Below are 20,069 nucleotides of genomic sequence, written 5' to 3' on the forward strand. Positions count from 1 at the left end.
AACTCTTTACCATGCTGTTCAAAAAACACTCACGAAAGATCAACACGCCCTAGTTACTCCTTACTAAGTATTATTTCAAAGCTCTCTTGTACTGTGTGCAAGGGAGCTTTTTTATGCCCATGAAGAAATCAAAGACAAGTAGAAAAGACAAAAAAAGAGCCATAAGTGAATCGTCACTTGTGGCTCTTTCTTAGTTTTAGGGATTAGCTTCAGGAGACTAGTTATTAGGGAACTCGCTATTAAGTGCTTGGTGCGAGGTCTTAAGTAGTCGCTTAAGCGTTTAATTCGTGTTGGATTACGTAATCCAAAGCACCGACTACCGCGGCAACTTGAGCGTCATTACACTCTTCATCTGTTACTTTATCGCTGTCTGGGTAAACCTCAGTGGTTGTGCCGTACTTACAATCAGTCACGCCACCACACAAGCCTAGCTTCTTCATTGGGTAGTTGATCACGCCATGTTGGGTAACTTCAGAACCAATGATCTTGCCGTCTGTATCTGCTGGTGCAATGTGGGTCACTTTTTCGACCGAAGCAATAACCGCTGCTTGGAATTCAGGTTGTGGGTTTTCAGTATCACCAACCGTGTAGAAACCGTCTGGGATCATGCCTTCGATGTACTCAATGCCATCACGAGCAGCAAGTGCCGGGCGGAATTCAGTTTCATCAGAATCTGTCGTCTCATGCAGATCAACGTGAACCAATACTTCTGGCAAAGAGGCCACTAAAGCTCGTAGGTTTGCTGATTCTTCTGCTGGCGTACCGTCGTAGAAAGAGCGGTTTGGATCAACAGCATTTGGATTCCAGCGGTTGATCACTTCGTAACCCCAAGGGCTCACACAAGGTGCAACAACAATGTTGAAGTGTGCTGAGTACTGTTCTGCTTGAGTTGCGGCGAACTTGATCGCGCCGTGAACACCACTGGTTTCGTAACCGTGAACACCACCCGTTACAAGGATCGTCGGTTTTGATGCATCCCAGTTTTTGCTCTTGATAGCAAAGAGTGGGAAGCGAGCTTCGTCGTAGCTCAGTGCGCCGTATTGTTCGATGTCGAAGCGGTCTGCGAGTGCTTGGATTTTTGGTACAACTTCTTGTTGATATTCACGCTTAACCGTTCTTTGAGCGAACCATGCTTGACGTTCTGCTTGTTGCCATTTTTGTCCAGGCTCACCGATTGGGTAGGAGTATTCACTTTTCATCTATACTTCTTCTTTTATGTTCGTGAAAGATGAAGACAGACTAGTCCTGTCTAGCTGAGACGGCAATAGAAAACACAACTTGTGACTCTATTTTTTACAGACTCATAACTTTGATGAGTGGATTGATGGTGTTACATTTTATCAATTGTTTAATCCCTTAAAAGAGACCATAAAATGGCTGGAGCAAGTTTATTAACGCTACTGGATGACATTGCAACCGTGCTGGATGATGTCGCACTGATGTCTAAGGTCGCAGCGAAAAAAACCGCTGGTGTGTTGGGGGATGATTTAGCGCTGAACGCTCAGCAGGTATCTGGTGTTTCTGCTGAACGAGAGATCCCTGTGGTATGGGCGGTTGCCAAAGGCTCATTTAAAAACAAGCTGATTTTAGTGCCCACGGCATTATTGATCAGTGCCTTCATTCCTTGGCTGATCATGCCTTTGCTTTTGATTGGTGGTCTGTTTCTTTGTTTTGAAGGGGCTGAGAAAATCTTAGAGAAGTTGTTTCCTCATTCTCATCAAGATGATGAAAAGGGGGAGGACACAAGTACTGGTGAATCCATAGAAGAATATGAGAAGAGAAAGGTCGCAGGCGCGATTCGTACTGATTTCATATTATCTGCGGAAATCATCGTGATAGCTCTGGGTACCGTGACGGGTACAAGTATCGTCACTCAGATTCTTGTCGTGAGTTTGATTGCAGTTGTGATGACGATTGGTGTTTATGGCTTAGTTGCTGGGATCGTGAAGTTGGACGATTTAGGTTTCTATCTCCAGCGAACATCGAATGGAAGTACCATGAAAACTCAATTGGGTAACGGGCTAGTCGCGTTTGCGCCCAAGTTAATGAAGACGCTTGCTGTGGTCGGTACTGCAGCGATGTTCTTGGTTGGCGGTGGCATTGTGGTGCACAACGTTCCTGCGATTCATCACTTAATTGAGCCGATTATTATGGATTTTCGTGGACATACGATAGCGACAGCGGTGGTTCCAACTCTGTTGAACGGTGTTATCGGCGTCTTAGCTGGATTGATCGTCGTTGCTGTTTGGACTGTGATTGGAAAAATTCGCGGTAAGTAGGGCTTGAACAACGTCTTAGTTAAAGCGTTCCTTTCATACAAAATAAAAAAAGGGTCACCCATAAGCGGGTGACCCTTTTTAGTTAAAGTGAAGTATTTACTATGCTTGCTAAGTTCTTACTTTACAGACCAAGCAATCGTCTCGCCGCCACGGATTGGCACAACGATGTCTGAACCAAAAGGCATCGTTTCAGCAACGTTCCACTCTTCTTTAACAAGAGTGATAGTGTCAGTGTTACGTGGAATACCGTAGAAGTCAGGGCCGTTGTGGCTTGCAAACGCTTCTAGGTTCTCAATCTTACCTTCTAAGTCGAACACTTCTGCGTACAGTTCAACGGCAGCGTGCGCTGTGTAAGAACCCGCACAACCACATGCTGACTCTTTTGCGCCTTTTGCGTGTGGTGCAGAGTCTGTACCCAAGAAGAACTTCTTGCTGCCGCTTGTTGCCGCTTCGATAAGTGCTAACTGGTGAGTGTTGCGCTTCAGGATAGGAAGGCAGTAGAAGTGTGGCTTAATGCCGCCAACCAACATGTGGTTGCGGTTGTAAAGCAAGTGGTGAGCAGTAATGGTTGCCGCTACGTTGTCGTTCGCGTTTTTAACGAAGTTTGCAGCATCAGCAGTTGTGATGTGCTCTAGAACAATCTTCAGGTTAGGGAAGTCGTTCACAATCGGCGCTAGCACGGTGTCTAGGAATTGCTTCTCACGGTCAAAGATATCAACATCGTGAGTGGTTACTTCACCATGAACCAGTAGCAACATATCCACTTCTTGCATGGCTTCTAACACGTGGTAAATCTTTTGAGCCGAAGTTACACCTGAATCCGAGTTAGTCGTCGCGCCTGCTGGGTAAAGCTTTGCAGCGACTACTGCACCAGACTCTTTCGCTTTGCGAATTTCGTCAGGTGTTGTGTTGTCTGTCAGGTAAAGTGCCATTAGAGGCTGGAACTGCTCGCTTGGCTGCTCTGCCATGATGCGTTCACGGTAAGCAAGAGCCATTTCGGTATCGGTTACCGGTGGGATGGTATTTGGCATGATTAACGCTCGACCATTGTAGCGGCTGATATCGCGCACTGTATCTTTTAATACTTCGCCATCGCGTAGATGAACGTGCCAGTCGTCAGGACGAGTAATCGTAAGTTGTGTCATTGAAGGCTCCCACCATTTGAAGTGTTATGTAGTTGGAGCCTAAACTCGGCGAAATCTGTGAAAGCAATCGCTTACGTTTAGGCGACAGGATGATAGTGGAAAAGCACTTTCATTTCATCCTATTTTTAACTCTTCAGGGTTAGGAGCTTGTTTTTCTTAGTATTTTATTCGGTATTTAATTTTGAGGACGAGCTATCGAGTCGCCACCCAAAGCCCGTGGATCATTCCTGGCACCCAGAAGAAGAAGGTCAGGATGATGTTAATCAGCAGATCTTTACCTGCACCACGAGCGAAGAACACACCAACAGGCGGAAGCAGTACACATAAAATGATAATGACGAGTTTGTTCATGATAAATCCTTTTTATTCAATGAAAGTTCAATGCAGAAATTGTGTTCAAAGTATAGAACGTATAAAGAGTGTTACTGCATTGCTGCCTTAATGTATCAAGGTAGAAAGCTAAACATCTCAAGATAATAGCTTAGTATCAAGTGTTTAGTAGCTGCCAGTTTATCTATTTATAACCATTTGTTAGCATTGGGACAAACAACAAAACATTGGAATCGTTATGTCGCAGCTACCGTCAGATCAAAAGGCTTTAGAGCAAGTGCCTTCTCTATCTCAAATCAATGTATTTCCCGTGAAATCTGTGGGCGGGATCGCGCTCTCTTCTGCTTGGGTCGAAAAACAAGGTCTAACTTTTGACAGGCGTTTCATGCTGGCGTTGGCAGACGGTTCAATGGTTACAGCGCGCAAGTACCCGAAGATGGTTAAGGTCTCTTCAAGTTTGCAGCCAGACGGTTTGATTTTTACTTATGAAGGTAAAGAGCCACTGCGTCTGAAATATGCAAACTTCAAGATGCAAGAAGCGCCTGCAACGGTGTGGAAAGACAGCTTCACTGCGTATACCACCAACGACGAGGCGGATGATTGGTTCAGCGATGTGCTTGGTGTTCGCGTAGAACTGTTGTTCTGTGGTGAGCAATCCAATCGTGTTCGACAAAAGCTTGGTCAGAATGTCAGTTTCGCCGATGGCTATCCAATGTTGGTGATCAGCCAAGCCTCTCTAGATGAGCTGAATCGCCGCAGCCCTGAAGTTCATTCAATGGATCAGTTCCGCACTAACTTTGTTGTATCCAATACAGAAGCCTTTGCTGAAGATGGTTGGAAGCGTATACGTATCGGTGAGGTTGAATTCGAAGCGGTGAAGCCTTGTGAGCGCTGTATCCTAACAACAGTCGATGTTGAGAGTGGCGAATTCAGAGCAACAAAAGAGCCGCTTAATACCTTTTCTACATTCAGAGCCAACGAACGCGGTGGTGTTTTCTTTGGTCAGAACCTTGTGGCGAAAAATGAAGGTCTGGTGAAAGCGGGTGATGTGGTTGAAGTTCTCGAAACCAAAGAGAAAGAGCACTACGAAGACACTTGGGTGGAGTCGCTGCACTTAACCTGTGTTGAACGTGAAGAGATCGCTCGCGACTTTACAACGTTTTGGCTAGAACCAGCGAAAGAGAACCACTCACTACCAAGTTACCAGCCTGGGCAGCATCTACCGATTGAGATGGTGATTGATGGCGAGAAGGTTTCTCGTCGTTACACGTTATCTTCTAGCCCATCACGCGCAGGCCGTTTGGCGATTTCTGTAAAGCGAGTGGACGATGGTCAAATTTCAAACTGGCTCAATGACCATTTCCAAGTAGGTGACACTCTTGTTGCTCAAAAACCAGACGGTGCTTTTTATCTAGAACAAAATCCAACGCACCCTTTACTACTTTTATCTGCAGGTAGCGGCATCACGCCAATGCTGTCGATGCTTCGTTATCTATCAGACCATGGTCAGATTAATGATGTGGTTTTCTATCATCAATGCAGTAGCGAAGAAGATATTCCTTATCAAGCTGAGATTGACCAGATCGCCAAAGAGCACGAAGGCTTAAGTGTGATTTATTCATTGAGCCAACCAACGAAAGAGTGGGATGGTTTGTCTGGACGTTTGAGCGTGTCTCATGTCGCTAAAATTGAAGATCTACACAAGCGCCAAGCGTTCGTGTGTGGCCCTGACGGCTTTATGGATAATGCAAAGAAACTGCTGATTCAAATGGGACTCAACCCTCAGCATTACCATCAAGAAGCGTTTGGTGTGGCTCAGTCTACCGAAGAGGCGGTGAAGCAACTGCAGTTAAGTGTCAATGGCTACTTGTTCGAAGGTAATAACCAGTCAACCTTGCTAGAGCAAGCAGAGTCGGCGGGTGTGTCTATTGCTTCAAGTTGTCGTGCGGGTTTCTGTGGCGCTTGTAAAGTGACCCTTGAGTCAGGACAAGTTCATCAACCGGATGTACCAGCATTGCAAGAGCATGAACGTAATATGGGGCAGATACTGGCATGTTGCAGTGTGCCTCAAACCGATATCGAAGTTGTTGATTAATGGCTAATTAAGTCATTCCCTTCATAAAATAGAAAAGGCCGGAAGTTGAACTTCCGGCCTTTTTAATTTGAGATTAACTTAAAGCATTAATCGTAGATCGTCGGGATTGGTTGACGCTTGTGTTGTGTTGCTTTGTAGATGCCCACTAAGCGGTCAGACACGTCTTGAGGGACTTCTTTGCCTTCAAGGAAATCATCGATTTGGTCGTAAGAAAGGTTCAATGCTGCTTCATCGGCTTTTTGTGGATCAAGCTCTTCTAGATCAGCGGTTGGCACTTTTTTAACCAGTAGCTCTGGAGCGCCCAGTGTTGCTGCTAGTTCACGAACTTGACGCTTGTTCAGGCCAAATAAAGGCGCTAAATCACATGCACCGTCACCGTGTTTGGTGTAGAAGCCAGTGATGTTTTCTGCTGAATGGTCAGTACCAATCACAAGGCCGCCAACGTAACCTGCAATTTCGTATTGTGCGATCATGCGAGCGCGAGCTTTCACATTACCTTTCACAAAGTCGATTTTTGCTGAGTCTGTTGGTAGTAAACCTGTACCTTCAAGCGCAACGTGAGATGCAGCGTGAAGCCCATCTACACCCGCTTTGATGTTTACAGAAACAGATTGAGAAGGCTGAATGAAAGACAGCGCAAGTTGCGCTTCGTCTTCATCTTTCTGTTCTCCGTAAGGTAGGCGAACCGCGATGAATTGGTAGTCGTTGCTACCAGCAGTTTCATTCAGGCTATCAACGGCCATCTGTGCCAAGCGGCCACAGGTCGTTGAGTCTACACCGCCACTGATACCAAGGATCAGGGACTTGCAGCCAGACTGTTGAAGTTTCGTTTTGATAAAGTCCACACGACGAGTCACTTCGAAGTGAGGGTCAATTGAAGGTAGTACGCGCATTTCGTCACGAATTAACTGTTCCATTCGTATTCCTTTCCTGCAAGCAAATTAAAAATCTAGTGTTATCATACCTAAATCATTCGATTTAAAAACCTCTTTGCACAAGCTTAGAAAGAGAAGGCAGTAATTAATAATGGAAAAAATAGCCATTTTCGGTAGTGCGTTTAATCCGCCGAGCTTAGGGCATAAAAGTGTGATTGATTCACTGGCTCATTTCGACAAGATTCTTCTGGTTCCAAGTATTGCCCACGCTTGGGGAAAAGAGATGCTAGACTTTGATACGAGATGTCAGTTAGTTAACGCATTTATTAGTGATCTTTCACTGGATCAAGTGGAGCTTTCTTTGATCGAAAAGAGCCTATTTACCCCAGGTGAAAGCGTCACGACTTTTGCAGTGCTCAGTGAACTTCAAAAGTTACATCGTGACGCTGAACTGACGTTTGTGATTGGCCCAGATAACTTCTTTAAGTTCTCATCTTTCTATAAATCAGATGAGATTACCGAGCAGTGGTCTGTAATGGCTTGCCCTGAAAAAGTCAAAATTCGTAGTACAGACATTCGTAATGCGTTGATAAGTGGAAGCGATGTATCAAAACTGAGTACTAAGTCAGTTACAAAGATGTTGCAAGATAGTGGTCTGTATACAATAATGTAGATTCATTAATTCAAGAGGTCTGATGACTATGCTAAAGCGCGCGATACCAGCGACGTTGTTGATAACAGCATGCAGTATGCCTGCATACGCTGAATGTGACTTTTTTAGCTTAGATTCGATCATGCTGACTTCTAGTGACGATAATTGCTTGGACTTTTCTTCGAGTATCGAGTCTTTTGGCCAACGTATGATGGAAATCAGTGGGCTGAGCGATGATGAACCAGAAAGTACACCTGATTATTGGTCTGATTGGGTTCTTCAAAGTAAAGACGCACCACTACTGACACAAAGCATTGAATCAAACTATGTAGGTTTGGGGATGTGGTTTCCCGAAGATCTGGAAGACGAGCAGTATGATATGTCGACGGAAGAGTGGTTGATGAATCATGGTCTTCAACTCAGCATCGGTTTTGGTGAGAAAGTAGAAGGGCAGCCGCGTATGCGCTTTGATTATCGTTGGCATGACTCACGTGACGCCGACCTAATGATGCAGGTTGAATTGCCATTTTAGACAGGTAGTGACATAAATAGATTGCTATCTATGTAAAAACACTAAGAATTAAAAAAGCCGCAAAAACTCAGTTTTTGCGGCTTTTTAGTATCTGGTGTCCCGTCCTGAAATGTGTTTACACATTGAGGACTAATGATGAGCATTCCAAATAAACACTACGTTAAGCGCACTCAGCGTGATTACACACTAGGCTTTAAATTACAGGTTGTAGACGCCATCGAAAAAGGCGACATGACCTATAAACAAGCTCAATCAATTTACGGCATACAAGGTCGTTCGACTGTTCTTACTTGGTTAAGAAAGCATGGCAAAATGGATTGGACTACCAATCCAAGGAAGAGCACGATGCCTAAATCACCGAGAGCGAGTGAAACGCCCGCCCAAAAAATAAAATGACTTGAACAAGAGCTTGAAGACGAACGTCTTAGGTGTCTTCTTCTCAACAGAGTGGTTGATATTCTTGACGCTGAACATGGGATGTCGCTAAGAAAAAAGTATATAGCGAAGGAGCAAGAAGCCTTCAAAAAGAGAGGAAAGTAAGTTTAAGTAAAGCTTGCTCATTGCTCGGTATATCTCGTCAATGTGTCTATCAGAGAGAAAAACGCGAGGCAACTCGTCAGGCTGAGCTTGCTCCTGTGAAAGGAATGGTTCTTGAACTAAGACGCTTCATGCCTCGGCTAGGAACTCGTAAGCTCTATTTTTTATTGAAACCCAAGCTGATAGCTAAGGGCATAAAACTTGGGCGTGATGCTTTGTTTGATTACCTCAGGGAAGAGCGCTTACTCGTTAAACCGAAACGGAGTTACACCTTATTAGTTTAAATACCAACTCTCACTTACCGCCAAGCTATAAATCTTCACCAAAAACAAGCATACACAGTTGCTCGAACTCTTCCTCTTTACCTGAGAACAGATCATCAATCACAAGTGAACGTTTTTGGCCTGACTGCATACGTTTCTTTGCTTCTCGCATCACCATCACCAGAGTGTGCTCTTGTGGTAGGTTTGAATCATCAATGTTCCATTGATTGAATCGCTGAGAAAGCGCACTTTCGCAAAGCAGTGGTTTAAACGACAGCACTTCTTGCTTCAATACAGAAAGCATATCTTTAAACGCTTGTTCCGTATTATTGGCATTGGAAGCGCGAGCTTTGGTCTGCTCTAGCTTTTCTAATAGTGCCGAAGAGAGGTTAGTTTGCGTAATGTACCCCGCTTGTCTTGGGAATGAATCCGTCAAACGTACAGAAAAGTCGACACGGCTAATTTGAGTGTTTGGAAAGTAGGTCAGTGACGTTAGGCAGTCGTATGGAATCCAGACGCTTTGTTCTGGTTCAACGGCGTACTCTTGTTTGCCTAGCTTAATCAAAACCAAGCCACTTTGAACCGATACAAGGCTATGTTTAAGTACTTTCTTGCGTGGTGTGATCACCAAGTGTGAAAAGTAAGCCGATGTATATTCAATAGCGAAGTTCATAGATAGTACCTTAATTTTGGGGCGTCAAGATTACCGTTAATCTTAAAGAATGCCAACAATAACAGGGGATTTTCAATGTTTCTGGTCTGACCTTGTCAAAAGTATGGGCTCTGTAGCTGCGAGAAGTCAAAACAACGCGTAGAATGAGCCAGCTTTTTATTATATGAATGAAAAAATGACCTCTCCAACCGATCCATATGTTGATATTCGCCCTTACGGCGATGATGAAATTCCAGCGGCACTAAACCGTCTTATTAATGATGAAGAATTTATCAGTGCAATCTTGCACTACCGTTTTTCAAACCATGCATCTTGGTTCAAAGCATTAATGAGCCCGATTTTGCGTGTGTACTTAAAAATGAAATGGAGCAAGCTGACTAGCGTTGAATCCATTCAGATTGAAGTGAAAAAGTACTTACGCGACACGCTAGCGAAAACCACTAAAGGTGTAACGTACACTGGTGTCGAGTCACTGGATGCGAATCAAGCTTATCTATTTGTATCAAACCATCGTGACATTGCTATGGATCCTGCGTTGGTAAACTACGCTCTGCATCAAAATAATCATCAGACTTGTCGTATCGCTATTGGTGATAACCTGCTGAAGAAGCCATGTGCGACGGAATTGATGCGTTTAAACAAGAGCTTCATCGTAAAGCGTTCTTTGAAAGGACCGCGTGAGATGATGAAAGCACTAGGGCAGCTGTCTTCTTATATTAAGCATTCTCTAGAAACGGGTAACTCAATCTGGATCGCTCAAAAGGAAGGTCGCGCTAAAGACGGTAACGATTTTACCGAGCCAGCAATCTTGAAAATGTTTCACGTTGAAGGACGTAAACAAAAAATTGCTTTCCCTGAATACGTGAAGTCATTGAAGATCGTTCCTGTGGCTATTTCTTACGAGAATGACCCATGTGATATGGCTAAAGCGATAGAGCTTTTTGAAAAAGACGTAAACGGCAGTTACGAAAAGGGTGAATTTGAAGATATCGAAAGTATCATTCAAGGTATCATCGGTAATAAAGGTCGTGTTCATGTCGGTTTCGGTCAGGTTATCGACCAAGATTTTGATACGCCAGAAGCGCTTGCAGAAGAGATTGATCGTCAGATCCACGATAACTACAAGCTGTTCCCAGTTAACTTGCTAGCAGCGGAAAGAGAAGACGAGTCGATTACAGCTGCGGTTAAGCAAGAGTTTGAAGAGAAGTTATCGACTTTGCCACAAGGCGCTCGTCAATACTTGATCGATAGCTATGCGAACCCAGTGAAGAATATCGACTAATGAGTGTTAGCAAACAAGTTCATTGATGGAACTGAAAAAGGAGCCTTAGGCTCCTTTTTTGTTGCTGGTCATCTGCTTTTAAGACCTAAAGTTTAGGTTGAACTATCGAGCGACGGCGCCACCGAGTTCTAGGTTTGTTGGCCAAGTCGTAACGTTGTTGCCACCTAGGTATATATTGCCTTTTACTGTCATGGTCTCGGGAAACGTTGTGACCCCAGAACCACCTATATATAAGTCGCCATCGATGACTATCCCGTTTGGTAGCTCTGTCAAAGGCGTACGAATCACGCTCAGATCTCCTTTCACTCTAAAGCCATTGGGTAGCCTCTGAAGTGGAGTGTCTGTGAGGTTAATAAATCCGCCCACTCTTACTCCTCGTGGCCAACTGGTAATCTGACTGCCAATTAAGTCGGCGTAGCCTTTTATCTTAACTCCAGTCGCAACTCGAGAGAGCTGGCTGTTAGACGCTTTGAGGCTACCGTTAACTTCTAAGCCCTTAGGTAGGCGAGTGATCGCGGTGTTCTCTATATTTAGATTGCCATCAACGATTAACCCAGTGGGTAGTGAGGTGTAAGGCTTATTTCGTAAATATAAGTTTCCGTAATTATCCAGATGGTTCAATATTTGATACTGATCGAGTGGTTCTGCAGTCAAATTTGTTATGGTTAAAGAACCAATAATAAGTGCAATTATTCGGAGCATAATGGGCTTCTTATTACGATAGACGTTAACACTATAATGAAAAAATTATTCTCGCATAGTGTTTTACTCATTTGTTGGTAGGTAAATAGGAATCAGAGACAATGAAAGGTAAATCTATGATTCGAATAAAGCGTCAAATTCTGACAATTTTTGTGATTTTATCCGCGGTGCTTTACTCAATATCAGCAAGTGCTAATAAAATAATATCAACGCCAGCAAAGGCGGCAGTCGTCGTCACTCAGAGTGGTTCACAGCAACGAGTTTGTTATTACAATGATAGGGCATATAGTGTCGGTGCTATCGTTGAGGTGTCGGGTGTTGTGATTAAATGTGCGGCTGAAAATGACTTTGAGACTAATGGTGCTCTAGGTTGGGTTGAAATAATAAAAAAAGACGAGCAATAAACTCGTCTTTTAATTGTATGTGTACAGGTGCTTATATTAACGCGCTAGAGAGCGAGTCTTAAGTTCGAATATAATCTTCTCGGCGCTGACTTCAAATTTAAAGCGTGCGTGCAATTCTGTGCTTTCTTCTGTCATCTCTGATGCTTCAAATTCAACATTGCTAGACACTTGCTTTGCTAACTCAACATACTTAGCGAATTCAGCTTCAATAAGGGCTTTAGAGTTACCGTAAACCGTTACTTCAGCAACATCGTCGCCTTCTTTGATGATGAAGCCAATTTCGCCTGCGCAACCGCAAGCCTCACATACATCATTGTTACCAATATCTTGGCTCATAAATAATCCTCTTACAAAGTCTGAGGTTATTCTAACGAGCAATTTGAACTGTATCTACAAAAATTAAAACCTTTGAACTAATTTGTACTGGTATGCTATGTTGTTTGTTAAGGTGCTTAATGAATATCTACATTCGCGCCGATAAATATGTATGTGATTTACCTCACGTTTTGTTGAAAAGGAATGTTATTAATTTGTCAGAATATCATTCACTTAGTTGCGCCAGGAATGATTTTATAAGACTATCTATCGCTTGATAGGTATTTATACAATGAATTTTTCGTTGGGTATTTCATATTCTAAGTAGTTATTTAAACTTATCGACTTAGGATTGTAAGGTGATTTTCGAAGAATAATTAGACAAAGTGTCCAAAGAGACATCACTGTAAAATTGTTCGTACATAGTATTTGTGTGAATTTAGTTATAAATACTTGCGAAAAAATACCTTGCTCACATAATGCTGATAACGATTTTCATTCTGACTTCATTTGATTGAGTTAGATGGATTTACAAAGAGAAGAGCCTGAATATGCCAAAGCGTAGTAAAGAAGATACAGAAATCACGATCCAGAAGATCATGGATGCCGTTGTAGACCAGCTATTGAGATTAGGTTACGACAAGATGTCATACACGACGTTGAGTCAACAAACAGGCGTTTCTCGTACAGGTATTAGTCATCACTTTCCAAAGAAAACGGATTTTACTGCTGCTTTAGACGGTCGTATTTTCAAGATGTTCATGGAACACATTGACTTCGAAAATGGCCTTGACGCATTTTCAGCTAGCTGGGTTGCAGCACTTGAAGACGCTGAGTTCCTAGCAATCTTACGTTTACTTTTCCATCATATCGTTACTGCTGAGAGTGCTCATGAGTTCGCTGCAAACGGTATTGATCGTCTATACAAGCTGACTGAAACTCAGTTTGGCGATACAAGCGGTAAAGAACTTGAGTGGTTGATTGGTAAATCATTGATTCGAATGAGCCAATAATCAATACACAATGAAAGAAGCTCCTGAGGGGGCTTTTTTTGTGCCTGCAATTTCATTTATCTCGCTCTTTTTCTCTCGTTCTCACTCCGCTGCCGCTAACTTTATTTAGTTCCAATTGAAGTTATTTCTTTTCTTTTTAAATGCTTACGTTTGCCTCTTATATTCAACCTTAGTTGCTAAAAACTAAGCAACACTAACTGATATTGTTGATTTCTAGAGCCTCAAACGCTCGGAGTGGGACGTTTTGGAGTTCATTGCTATGGTTGCTAATAAAATGGAGTTTAAGACGGGAGAGAGGCTATGAGCCAATAAAAAGCCTCGAGAAAATCGAGGCTTAGAGTGACTTAACTGTTATTAGGAACGAATACTCAAAATGAGTGGGTTCTAAATCGAGTCTATTGTGCGGGGTGAACCTGAGGGAAGCTCATGGTTGGATGTTTTTCGACGATACTTTTGTAGCCGTATACATCCTCAATCATAGAAGGTTGAAGTGCCTCCCAAGGGCTGCCATCGCAAACTAAGTGACCATCTTTTAGTACTACGAGTCGGTCGGAGTACTGAGCGGCCAGGTTTAAGTCATGTAGCACTACGATTACGGCCGCATTTTGGTTGTCGGCTAAATCTCTCGCGATCTTTAAGGTGTTGTGCTGGTGGGCAAGATCCAGTGCAGATGTTGGTTCATCAAGCATCAAGATACATTGATCGCCAGAATAATGAAGCTGAGTTAGCACTCGAGCCAAGTGAACTCGCTGTTTTTCACCGCCAGATAGCGAAGGGTAGAGCCTTTCACTTAGGTGTGTTACATCAGCAACATCCATTTTTTGGCCAGCTATGTTGGTGAGCTTCTTGTTGGACTCTTGTAAGGGGATCCCACCAAGCTCAACAACTTCGTGTGCCAAAAATGGGAAGGTCAAGGTACTGTGCTGAGGAAGCATAGCCAAATGTTTTGCCAACTTATGCGAAGGCCACTTATCTTTGGTGTGTCCAAAATATTGGATATCACCCTTGCTCGAAATTTCTTGGCATAACGCTTTAAGCAGAGTGCTTTTCCCTGCGCCATTTGGCCCAAGCAGTGTGGTTACCTTTCCTGCTTCAATCTCAATAGAAACACCATCTAATATCACTTTACTACCGAACTTCACTTCGATGTCGGTCGCTTTTAACGCGGAAGGAAACATTAAAGGATTCTCCCTTTCTGTTGAAATAGAAGGTACAAGAAGAATGGAGCACCGATGATTGCAGTGACAATGCCTACAGGCAGTTCTGCTGGTGCAAGTACCACGCGTGAGAACATGTCTGCAGCTGTTAGTAGTAATGCGCCTAGTGCCGCTGATAGGGGCAAGAGAATACGGTGATCCGGGCCAGCCAACATGCGGCCCAAATGGGGGATAACAAGACCGATGAAGCCAATCATGCCAGATAGGCTAACCGTGACACCAACGCCTGCAGCAGTCAGTAGAATCAACCTTCGCTTTAGCTTCTGTACTGGGATACCAAGATGCTGTGCTTCTGATTCGCCAAGTAACAGGGCATTCAGTGACATTGCTTGACGGTAGAAGACAATAAATAGTACGCCCAGAGTGACAGCCGCAAGCAAAATACCTGACCACTTCGCGCCCGCTAATGAACCCATTGACCATAATGAAAGATCACGCAGCATTTGGTCATCGGCAATGAAGTTCAAGAAGCCAATACCTGCGCCTGACAGTGCGCTGATCGCCACACCTGCTAACAACATGATGGTGACTGAAGTACCGAATTTTCCCGTACCTAGCTTATAAACCAGCAGCGTGGTTAAGGCTCCGCCTAAAAAGGCAAATATAGGCACAGCTGCAAAATTCATGAAAGCGGGGTATTGCAGTGAAAGCTCAGAGAAAAGCACGATGGCTAATGCTGCACCCAATGAGGCTCCGGCAGACACGCCGATGATTCCTGGCTCGGCAAGCGGATTTCGAAACAAGCCCTGCATGACCGCGCCACATAAAGCGAGAATCGCGCCGATTAGCATGCACAATATCGTTCGGGGTAAGCGAATCTCTTGAATCACCAAGTTGATGTGAGGTGCTAAGTCATTGTTTGGTTGGAGTAGACTGGCTGCGCTGTCAGCCAAGCTAATGTTCATTGGCCCAACAGTGATCGAGTACAGCGCGACGAAGAGTAAGGTAGCTCCTAGGCCTAACATCGATGTTTTCAGTGGGACGGATCGTAGCAACATAAAGAGCCTCAATGTCTATCACCCGCTTCAATACTTATCACCGACTTCGCAAAAAGCGAGACGGTGATGAGTATTAAGCAAGCAACAGTAAAAATAGGGTAGTTGAGTTATAGCGGGTAGATAAGTTATAGCGGATAGATAAGTGCGTTTAATCGCTTCGCTTCAGAAAGGCTTTCAAGGCCAAGTCCACCAACCAAAGCACTGCCATTAACGGTAATGATTTGCTTGTTCATACCTGCAGGAGTTGCCGCTAACATAGGCAACGATTTCAGGATGGCATCAGCACCGCCCATTTTTTGGTAGCTACGGCCACTGACTAGAATCACATCGGGTTGCATTTCTACCAGTGACTCCATCGACAGTGGCTTGTAAGACGTTAAGCTCTGAGCGGCAGGGTTCACACCGCCAGCCAATTCAATGATCGCGTTTGGTGAAGTCTCACCACCGGCAACGTTCGCAGGGCGACCTTCATGCAGCAATAAGAAAAGCACCTTCTTCGCTTCGTTGCTTGGTACTTGGTTTGCTTTCAGTGCAGCAATCTTCTGATTTACTTCAGCTTTAACTTGCTGTGAATGTGCTTCGGTATGGGTAATCTTAGCGATTTGGTCGATACGTTTTAATAGCCCTTCAACATTCGCTTCGGTGTTGACGATTTCTACATCGACACCCGCTGATTTCAATTGAGAGATAGCGTTGTCTGGTCCCATTTCATCTGAGCCAATCAACGTGGTCGGTTCTAGGGCAAGTAAGCCTTCCGCAGACAGGTTTCGGTGATAACCAATCTTTGGCAGGTTTTCTGCTTGAGGAAAGTGGCTGGTCACATCAATCGCGACTAACTGCTCTTCAGCACCTAATGCCAAAACCAATTCAGTAACAGCACTACCGGCACTGATGATTCGAGGTTGTTCAGTGTCGTTGGCCATTGCGGGTGCACTAAGTGCCAAGCTCATAGCGGCAACTGAAAGGAGATGTCTCTTGGTCTTTAATTTATTGAGCACGTTTAAGTTGTTCATAATAAGTTCTTTATATTTTCTTTTTGTATCGCGAAGATACTCAGTGAGCAGTCCGTTCGCATTGTGAGTTCGAATCGATAGAGAGGCTTAGTTCTGTCTATTTGGTCTTAGCTATCAGGAGCCAAATTTCATAAACGCTAGGCTTCATAAAAATTGAGTGTTGTTCTAACCATCGTCCGTGAGCAGTTGAGTCGCTGGTATTCCGTTCTCTTGAAGGAAGGAAAGCAACTTCACTAGGTTCTCCACGTTGGCGGCTTTATCTGCGCCAATGATGATCGGTTTTTTATCCGTTGAACCAGTCTCTTCTAACAGGGCAATCTTGAAGTTTTCCCAGTCGATGTATTCTTGACCGTTAATTGCCCAGTAGGGTTCGCGGTCTAAAATATTGACGCTAATCGAATCCTTGTGGACTTCAGAAACGTTTTTGACATCCGATCTTGGCAGTTCAACTTCTAGCGATTCCAGCTTTACCGATGCCGTAAGCAATAGAAAAACCATCACGATAAAAATGATGTCGAGTAGCGGCGTTAAGTCCGGCGCTAGGCTTTGCGTGTGCGATGAGTTGGGCGTTTTAATCATGCTTGGCTCACATCACCGGTAGAAGCTTGGTTTACGGTCGTGCTATTCACATCGCCGGACTGATTGGTTTGAATCGACATTCCTTCTAACCACACATTCACATAGTTCAATGTATGCTCCAGTTGAGCTAGCACTCGATCGGCCCATAACCCTAGTAGCTGCGCCCCTGAAATAGCAGGAAGCGCAATCATCAAACCTGCTGCCGTGGTTCTCATTGCTAAGCCAAGACCGTCAGCCAGATCGTTTGGTGTAATGCTGCCTGTTGTCGCGGCAACACCTTTAAACATCTCAATAAGACCAAGTACTGTGCCAAGCAAGCCGATGAGTGGGCTGATCACGCCAATCAAACCAAGCAGTCTTAAACCTGCATGGAGCTGGTGGCGTTTTTCTTGTAGCCAGATCCCTGCTGCATCTTCACGCAGTCCTTTCGAAAAAGAGTGGTGAGCAAGCAACATCGACACGCCCTTGTACAGTAGCGGTCGTTTTCCTGAGATAGATTGTGCTAATGCTTCGATCTCTTTGCTGTTGGTTGGTGAGATCTGGTTGAGCTCTCGACGAATGGCGCGTTTGCCAACACCAATGCTTAACATCACTTGGAAGATACGTTCAGCGATGATCATTGCTGTTAATGCAGAACAGATGAGAAGAGGCCAAGTCATTAAGCCAAGTTGATCTTGTAAGTAACTGATTTGTTGCATGATTAATCCAACCTAAAACGAACAGGTATTTGTACACGGTGAGCAATCGCTCGACCATTGACAGTGTGAGGTGAGAATTTCCATTGTTTAATGGCTTCTAAAGCGGCGTTATCGAGCATTAGTGCGCCTGATGAATTTACTAATGCTTGTTTAATTTGTTTGCCTTCTGCGTCTAACCAGATCTCATAAGTTGCGACACCTTCAACGCCACGACGTCTGGCTTGGCGAGGATAATTCGGCGGTGTAGGGCGTGCAGAGAAAGAAGGCTTAGTTACTAGCACCGGTTCTTGGTTTGACACGCCTTGGTTTACTTCCTGAGGTTGGTTCGCAGACTCGTCCATATTCTTATCGATTTTCTTGTTGGCCAGTTTCTCTGGTTGAGTGGCTGGTTTGGACTTTGGTTCTGGTTTTAGGTCTGGACGCTCTTTCTTAACCACCTTTTTCTCAGTCACTGGTTTCTTTTGAACCGGCTTTTTCTCGACAACCTTCTTCTCAATAACTTTTTTCTCAACTTTCTTTGGTTGAGGTTTATTGGTGATCGCTTTTTTCTTTGGGGTTGGCTTAGCTTGCTTTGGCTCAACCGTTTTTGTTTCGACTGGTTTAGGTTCGGCTTGTGAGACGGTTTCTTTTATTGGCTCAGGTTCAACTAGCTCTGTGATTGTTTTTTGCTGAGCTTGTGAAGGAACGCTCTTAGGAGTGAAGTTGATCGATACCGTGTTCGATTGGCTACCTGCAGGCATCGCAAATACTTTGGATTCTTGAGCGACAAACAATAACGCTGCATGAATCACTAACGATGCACCGCCTGCAATAACATATCTAGGAACGTTCACAATCAATCCTTTACCAAATCAAAATTCTGTATCGGATTATTGCTTAGAATCTAAATAAGATCAATTATCAATTGCATTATCATTTGCGTGTATTTATGATTCTCTCAGTTTTTAGCGAATAGTCTTCCAGGCTTTGCTATGTAAGTGTTTAGAGAGATTATATGAGTCTTGATATTTATAAATTTGACGAATCAATCTTGGGTGTTTCTAGCCCTGATCCGCTTCGTTTTGCGTTTGCGAAAAAGCATTCTGCCCACGCCGGAGGAAGTTCAATTCCGGTCGACCCCAGTAAGAAGTTAGAACACTTTGATGAATTGATGCTAAGCGAAGGGAAGAAACAGGATAAGCGTTGCCTGTATATTCACATTCCTTTCTGCCGTGTGCGTTGTACGTTCTGTAACTTTTTCCAAAATGCCGCAAGCCGCAAATTAGTCGATGAGTACTTCGAGGCTCTGATGGTTGAGTTGAAGCAAAAAGCCAAAACGCCTTGGGCTCAGTCTGGATTATTTCACGCTGTCTACATTGGTGGCGGAACACCTACCGACCTATCGTCTCAACAAGTAGAGCAATTAGGTAAGGCTATTCGCCAATATTTCCCACTAGCGAACGATGTTGAGATGACATTGGAAGGGCGCATCAATCGATTTGGCGACGAGATGTTTGATCGTGCGCTTGAAGGTGGCTTCAATCGTTTCTCATTCGGTATTCAAAGTTTCAACACTCAAGTTCGACGTAGTGCTAAGCGCCTAGATGACCGAGAGGTTGTGCTAGAACGTATCAGTTCACTAAGCCGTACAGAGCAAGCGCCAATCGTTCTTGATCTGTTATACGGATTACCACACCAATCTATGGAAGTGTTCCAACAAGATTTAGAAGACTACATGTCTACTGGTGCACACGGTATCGACCTCTACCAACTGATTGTTGCGGGCAATGCACCTATGCTTAATCTCGTTGAGAAAGGAAAAATCCCACCACCGGCCAATACGCCAGATAAGGCGAGCATGTACCTGGCGGGTGTTGAATTCATGGCTAAGCACAAGGTTAAACAGCTGAGCGTGAATCACTGGACTCGCGATAACCGCGAACGCAGCATTTACAACAGCTTAGCGAAAACTTATGCCGAGGTGCTTCCAATTGGTTGTGGTGCTGGTGGCAACATTGGCGGCCACGGTGTGATGCAACATCGAACTTTAGACAGCTACATGGAGTCTATAAAACAAGGTCAGTTGCCGATTGCCATGATGACGAAGCAAAGCTCATTAGAGCCAATCTTCTCGACATTAAAGGCAGGCTTTGATTCTGGTGTTGTTAGAAGAAGTACGTTAGCGAGCTTTATGGGACATGACACGTTCGACTACCTAAAGCCTTTGTTCGCGCATTGGGAAAAGAACGGTTTAGTTGAGCTTTCGGAAGATTACCTGAGCCTGACTATTGCTGGCAGCTTCTGGGCAGTAAGTCTGGCTCAGAGTGTGATTCAAGTGCTTAACGCTGAATATCAAGCAATGCACCCAGCGCCAAAAGCGCCAGGTTCGGGCGTTCACCCCCATGCAAGCTTGAAGCACGCTTAATATCGAATTTTTAGGGCGTGTTGATCTTTCGTGAGTGTTTTTTGAACAGCATGGTAAAGAGTT

Annotated in this window: 21 protein-coding genes and 1 pseudogene; 9 read left to right on the top strand and 13 right to left on the bottom strand. The window is 44.2% G+C overall.

Going from position 1 to position 20,069, the window contains the following annotated elements:
• Positions 1 to 272: 272 nt before the first annotated feature.
• Positions 273 to 1,199: a M14 family metallopeptidase gene (locus ACED45_RS21745; protein WP_371714979.1), complete on the bottom strand. Its 927-nt coding sequence runs from the start codon at positions 1,197 to 1,199 to the stop codon at positions 273 to 275.
• A gap of 174 nt (positions 1,200 to 1,373) precedes the next feature.
• On the opposite strand from ACED45_RS21745, the gene ACED45_RS21750 reads away from it, so the two are divergent.
• On the top strand, positions 1,374 to 2,279 hold the full coding sequence (locus ACED45_RS21750; protein WP_371714980.1) for a DUF808 domain-containing protein: 906 nt from the start codon (positions 1,374 to 1,376) through the stop codon (positions 2,277 to 2,279).
• A gap of 116 nt (positions 2,280 to 2,395) precedes the next feature.
• On the opposite strand, the gene pyrC is transcribed toward ACED45_RS21750, so the two are convergent.
• The gene (gene pyrC, locus ACED45_RS21755) at positions 2,396 to 3,424 is read right to left on the bottom strand and encodes a dihydroorotase (RefSeq protein WP_050632884.1); all 1,029 of its coding nucleotides are present in this window, start codon (positions 3,422 to 3,424) and stop codon (positions 2,396 to 2,398) included.
• 192 nt (positions 3,425 to 3,616) lie between these two features.
• Positions 3,617 to 3,775: a YqaE/Pmp3 family membrane protein gene (locus ACED45_RS21760; protein ID WP_004731890.1), complete on the bottom strand. Its 159-nt coding sequence runs from the start codon at positions 3,773 to 3,775 to the stop codon at positions 3,617 to 3,619.
• Positions 3,776 to 3,992: 217 nt separating this feature from the next.
• Here ACED45_RS21760 and ACED45_RS21765 point away from each other — a divergent pair, with 217 nt between their 5' ends.
• A complete protein-coding gene (locus tag ACED45_RS21765) occupies positions 3,993 to 5,849 on the top strand; it encodes an MOSC N-terminal beta barrel domain-containing protein (RefSeq protein ID WP_371714981.1) in 1,857 nt (618 codons plus the stop codon).
• 86 nt (positions 5,850 to 5,935) lie between these two features.
• On the opposite strand, the gene nadE is transcribed toward ACED45_RS21765, so the two are convergent.
• Positions 5,936 to 6,766 carry an ammonia-dependent NAD(+) synthetase gene (gene nadE / locus ACED45_RS21770; RefSeq protein WP_055319374.1) on the bottom strand — a complete coding sequence of 277 codons (831 nt, stop codon included), beginning with the start codon at positions 6,764 to 6,766 and terminating at the stop codon, positions 5,936 to 5,938.
• 109 nt (positions 6,767 to 6,875) lie between these two features.
• Here nadE and ACED45_RS21775 point away from each other — a divergent pair, with 109 nt between their 5' ends.
• The 3 genes and pseudogenes from ACED45_RS21775 to ACED45_RS21785 form a co-directional block, all read left to right on the top strand.
• Positions 6,876 to 7,397, top strand: coding sequence for a nicotinate-nicotinamide nucleotide adenylyltransferase (locus ACED45_RS21775; RefSeq protein WP_048662378.1), 522 nt, complete (start codon positions 6,876 to 6,878; stop codon positions 7,395 to 7,397).
• A gap of 22 nt (positions 7,398 to 7,419) precedes the next feature.
• The gene (locus ACED45_RS21780) at positions 7,420 to 7,908 is read left to right on the top strand and encodes a hypothetical protein (protein WP_048661091.1); all 489 of its coding nucleotides are present in this window, start codon (positions 7,420 to 7,422) and stop codon (positions 7,906 to 7,908) included.
• Positions 7,909 to 8,043: 135 nt separating this feature from the next.
• Positions 8,044 to 8,717: pseudogene (locus tag ACED45_RS21785) on the top strand (IS3 family transposase); the annotation flags it as partial.
• Between the two features lie 37 nt (positions 8,718 to 8,754).
• Here ACED45_RS21785 and ACED45_RS21790 read toward each other — a convergent pair.
• A complete protein-coding gene (locus ACED45_RS21790; RefSeq protein ID WP_371714982.1) occupies positions 8,755 to 9,381 on the bottom strand; it encodes an AraC family transcriptional regulator in 627 nt (208 codons plus the stop codon).
• 175 nt (positions 9,382 to 9,556) lie between these two features.
• On the opposite strand from ACED45_RS21790, the gene ACED45_RS21795 reads away from it, so the two are divergent.
• Positions 9,557 to 10,663, top strand: a complete 1,107-nt coding sequence (locus tag ACED45_RS21795) for a 1-acyl-sn-glycerol-3-phosphate acyltransferase (RefSeq protein ID WP_371714990.1) — start codon at positions 9,557 to 9,559, stop codon at positions 10,661 to 10,663.
• Between the two features lie 102 nt (positions 10,664 to 10,765).
• On the opposite strand, the gene ACED45_RS21800 is transcribed toward ACED45_RS21795, so the two are convergent.
• Positions 10,766 to 11,365 (bottom strand): hypothetical protein, encoded by a 600-nt coding sequence (locus ACED45_RS21800; RefSeq protein ID WP_371714983.1) that lies wholly within the window; start codon positions 11,363 to 11,365, stop codon positions 10,766 to 10,768.
• 101 nt (positions 11,366 to 11,466) lie between these two features.
• On the opposite strand from ACED45_RS21800, the gene ACED45_RS21805 reads away from it, so the two are divergent.
• Positions 11,467 to 11,769 (top strand): YnjH family protein, encoded by a 303-nt coding sequence (locus ACED45_RS21805; protein ID WP_371714984.1) that lies wholly within the window; start codon positions 11,467 to 11,469, stop codon positions 11,767 to 11,769.
• A 36-nt stretch (positions 11,770 to 11,805) separates the two neighbouring features.
• On the opposite strand, the gene ACED45_RS21810 is transcribed toward ACED45_RS21805, so the two are convergent.
• Complete coding sequence (locus ACED45_RS21810) at positions 11,806 to 12,105, bottom strand: YfcZ/YiiS family protein (protein WP_017062761.1); 300 nt, start codon at positions 12,103 to 12,105, stop codon at positions 11,806 to 11,808.
• Between the two features lie 530 nt (positions 12,106 to 12,635).
• On the opposite strand from ACED45_RS21810, the gene ACED45_RS21815 reads away from it, so the two are divergent.
• The gene (locus tag ACED45_RS21815; RefSeq protein WP_004731875.1) at positions 12,636 to 13,097 is read left to right on the top strand and encodes a TetR/AcrR family transcriptional regulator; all 462 of its coding nucleotides are present in this window, start codon (positions 12,636 to 12,638) and stop codon (positions 13,095 to 13,097) included.
• A 395-nt stretch (positions 13,098 to 13,492) separates the two neighbouring features.
• Here the strand turns inward: ACED45_RS21815 and ACED45_RS21820 are convergent, their stop codons facing one another.
• The 6 genes from ACED45_RS21820 to ACED45_RS21845 form a co-directional block, all read right to left on the bottom strand.
• The gene (locus tag ACED45_RS21820; protein WP_285953772.1) at positions 13,493 to 14,275 is read right to left on the bottom strand and encodes a heme ABC transporter ATP-binding protein; all 783 of its coding nucleotides are present in this window, start codon (positions 14,273 to 14,275) and stop codon (positions 13,493 to 13,495) included.
• Positions 14,275 to 15,312 (bottom strand): FecCD family ABC transporter permease, encoded by a 1,038-nt coding sequence (locus ACED45_RS21825; RefSeq protein WP_371714985.1) that lies wholly within the window; start codon positions 15,310 to 15,312, stop codon positions 14,275 to 14,277. The genes ACED45_RS21820 and ACED45_RS21825 overlap by 1 nt, the downstream gene beginning before the upstream one ends.
• Before the next feature lie 125 nt (positions 15,313 to 15,437).
• A complete protein-coding gene (locus tag ACED45_RS21830; RefSeq protein ID WP_371714986.1) occupies positions 15,438 to 16,325 on the bottom strand; it encodes a heme/hemin ABC transporter substrate-binding protein in 888 nt (295 codons plus the stop codon).
• A 165-nt stretch (positions 16,326 to 16,490) separates the two neighbouring features.
• Positions 16,491 to 16,904 carry an ExbD/TolR family protein gene (locus ACED45_RS21835; protein ID WP_371714987.1) on the bottom strand — a complete coding sequence of 138 codons (414 nt, stop codon included), beginning with the start codon at positions 16,902 to 16,904 and terminating at the stop codon, positions 16,491 to 16,493.
• Entirely contained in the window at positions 16,901 to 17,602 is a 702-nt protein-coding gene (locus ACED45_RS21840) for a MotA/TolQ/ExbB proton channel family protein (protein WP_017067950.1), read from the bottom strand. The genes ACED45_RS21835 and ACED45_RS21840 overlap by 4 nt, the downstream gene beginning before the upstream one ends.
• Positions 17,603 to 17,604: 2 nt before the next feature.
• A complete protein-coding gene (locus tag ACED45_RS21845; protein WP_371714988.1) occupies positions 17,605 to 18,435 on the bottom strand; it encodes an energy transducer TonB in 831 nt (276 codons plus the stop codon).
• Between the two features lie 161 nt (positions 18,436 to 18,596).
• On the opposite strand from ACED45_RS21845, the gene hutW reads away from it, so the two are divergent.
• The gene (gene hutW / locus ACED45_RS21850) at positions 18,597 to 20,006 is read left to right on the top strand and encodes a heme anaerobic degradation radical SAM methyltransferase ChuW/HutW (RefSeq protein WP_371714989.1); all 1,410 of its coding nucleotides are present in this window, start codon (positions 18,597 to 18,599) and stop codon (positions 20,004 to 20,006) included.
• Positions 20,007 to 20,069: the final 63 nt, after the last annotated feature.

The sequence above is a fragment of the Vibrio crassostreae genome (assembly GCF_041439375.1).
Classification (GTDB): domain Bacteria; phylum Pseudomonadota; class Gammaproteobacteria; order Enterobacterales; family Vibrionaceae; genus Vibrio; species Vibrio crassostreae_D.

Coding starts and splice junctions, on each gene's coding strand:
- ACED45_RS21790 (WP_371714982.1), bottom strand. CDS start 9,381: ATGAACTTCGCTATTGAATATACATCGGCTTACTTTTCACACTTGGTG.
- nadE (WP_055319374.1), bottom strand. CDS start 6,766: ATGGAACAGTTAATTCGTGACGAAATGCGCGTACTACCTTCAATTGAC.
- ACED45_RS21745 (WP_371714979.1), bottom strand. CDS start 1,199: ATGAAAAGTGAATACTCCTACCCAATCGGTGAGCCTGGACAAAAATGG.
- ACED45_RS21750 (WP_371714980.1), top strand. CDS start 1,374: ATGGCTGGAGCAAGTTTATTAACGCTACTGGATGACATTGCAACCGTG.
- ACED45_RS21760 (WP_004731890.1), bottom strand. CDS start 3,775: ATGAACAAACTCGTCATTATCATTTTATGTGTACTGCTTCCGCCTGTT.
- ACED45_RS21810 (WP_017062761.1), bottom strand. CDS start 12,105: ATGAGCCAAGATATTGGTAACAATGATGTATGTGAGGCTTGCGGTTGC.
- ACED45_RS21800 (WP_371714983.1), bottom strand. CDS start 11,365: ATGCTCCGAATAATTGCACTTATTATTGGTTCTTTAACCATAACAAAT.
- ACED45_RS21830 (WP_371714986.1), bottom strand. CDS start 16,325: ATGAACAACTTAAACGTGCTCAATAAATTAAAGACCAAGAGACATCTC.
- ACED45_RS21805 (WP_371714984.1), top strand. CDS start 11,467: ATGAAAGGTAAATCTATGATTCGAATAAAGCGTCAAATTCTGACAATT.
- ACED45_RS21775 (WP_048662378.1), top strand. CDS start 6,876: ATGGAAAAAATAGCCATTTTCGGTAGTGCGTTTAATCCGCCGAGCTTA.
- ACED45_RS21795 (WP_371714990.1), top strand. CDS start 9,557: ATGACCTCTCCAACCGATCCATATGTTGATATTCGCCCTTACGGCGAT.
- ACED45_RS21780 (WP_048661091.1), top strand. CDS start 7,420: ATGACTATGCTAAAGCGCGCGATACCAGCGACGTTGTTGATAACAGCA.
- ACED45_RS21840 (WP_017067950.1), bottom strand. CDS start 17,602: ATGCAACAAATCAGTTACTTACAAGATCAACTTGGCTTAATGACTTGG.
- ACED45_RS21765 (WP_371714981.1), top strand. CDS start 3,993: ATGTCGCAGCTACCGTCAGATCAAAAGGCTTTAGAGCAAGTGCCTTCT.
- hutW (WP_371714989.1), top strand. CDS start 18,597: ATGAGTCTTGATATTTATAAATTTGACGAATCAATCTTGGGTGTTTCT.
- ACED45_RS21825 (WP_371714985.1), bottom strand. CDS start 15,312: ATGTTGCTACGATCCGTCCCACTGAAAACATCGATGTTAGGCCTAGGA.
- ACED45_RS21835 (WP_371714987.1), bottom strand. CDS start 16,904: ATGATTAAAACGCCCAACTCATCGCACACGCAAAGCCTAGCGCCGGAC.
- pyrC (WP_050632884.1), bottom strand. CDS start 3,424: ATGACACAACTTACGATTACTCGTCCTGACGACTGGCACGTTCATCTA.
- ACED45_RS21815 (WP_004731875.1), top strand. CDS start 12,636: ATGCCAAAGCGTAGTAAAGAAGATACAGAAATCACGATCCAGAAGATC.
- ACED45_RS21820 (WP_285953772.1), bottom strand. CDS start 14,275: ATGTTTCCTTCCGCGTTAAAAGCGACCGACATCGAAGTGAAGTTCGGT.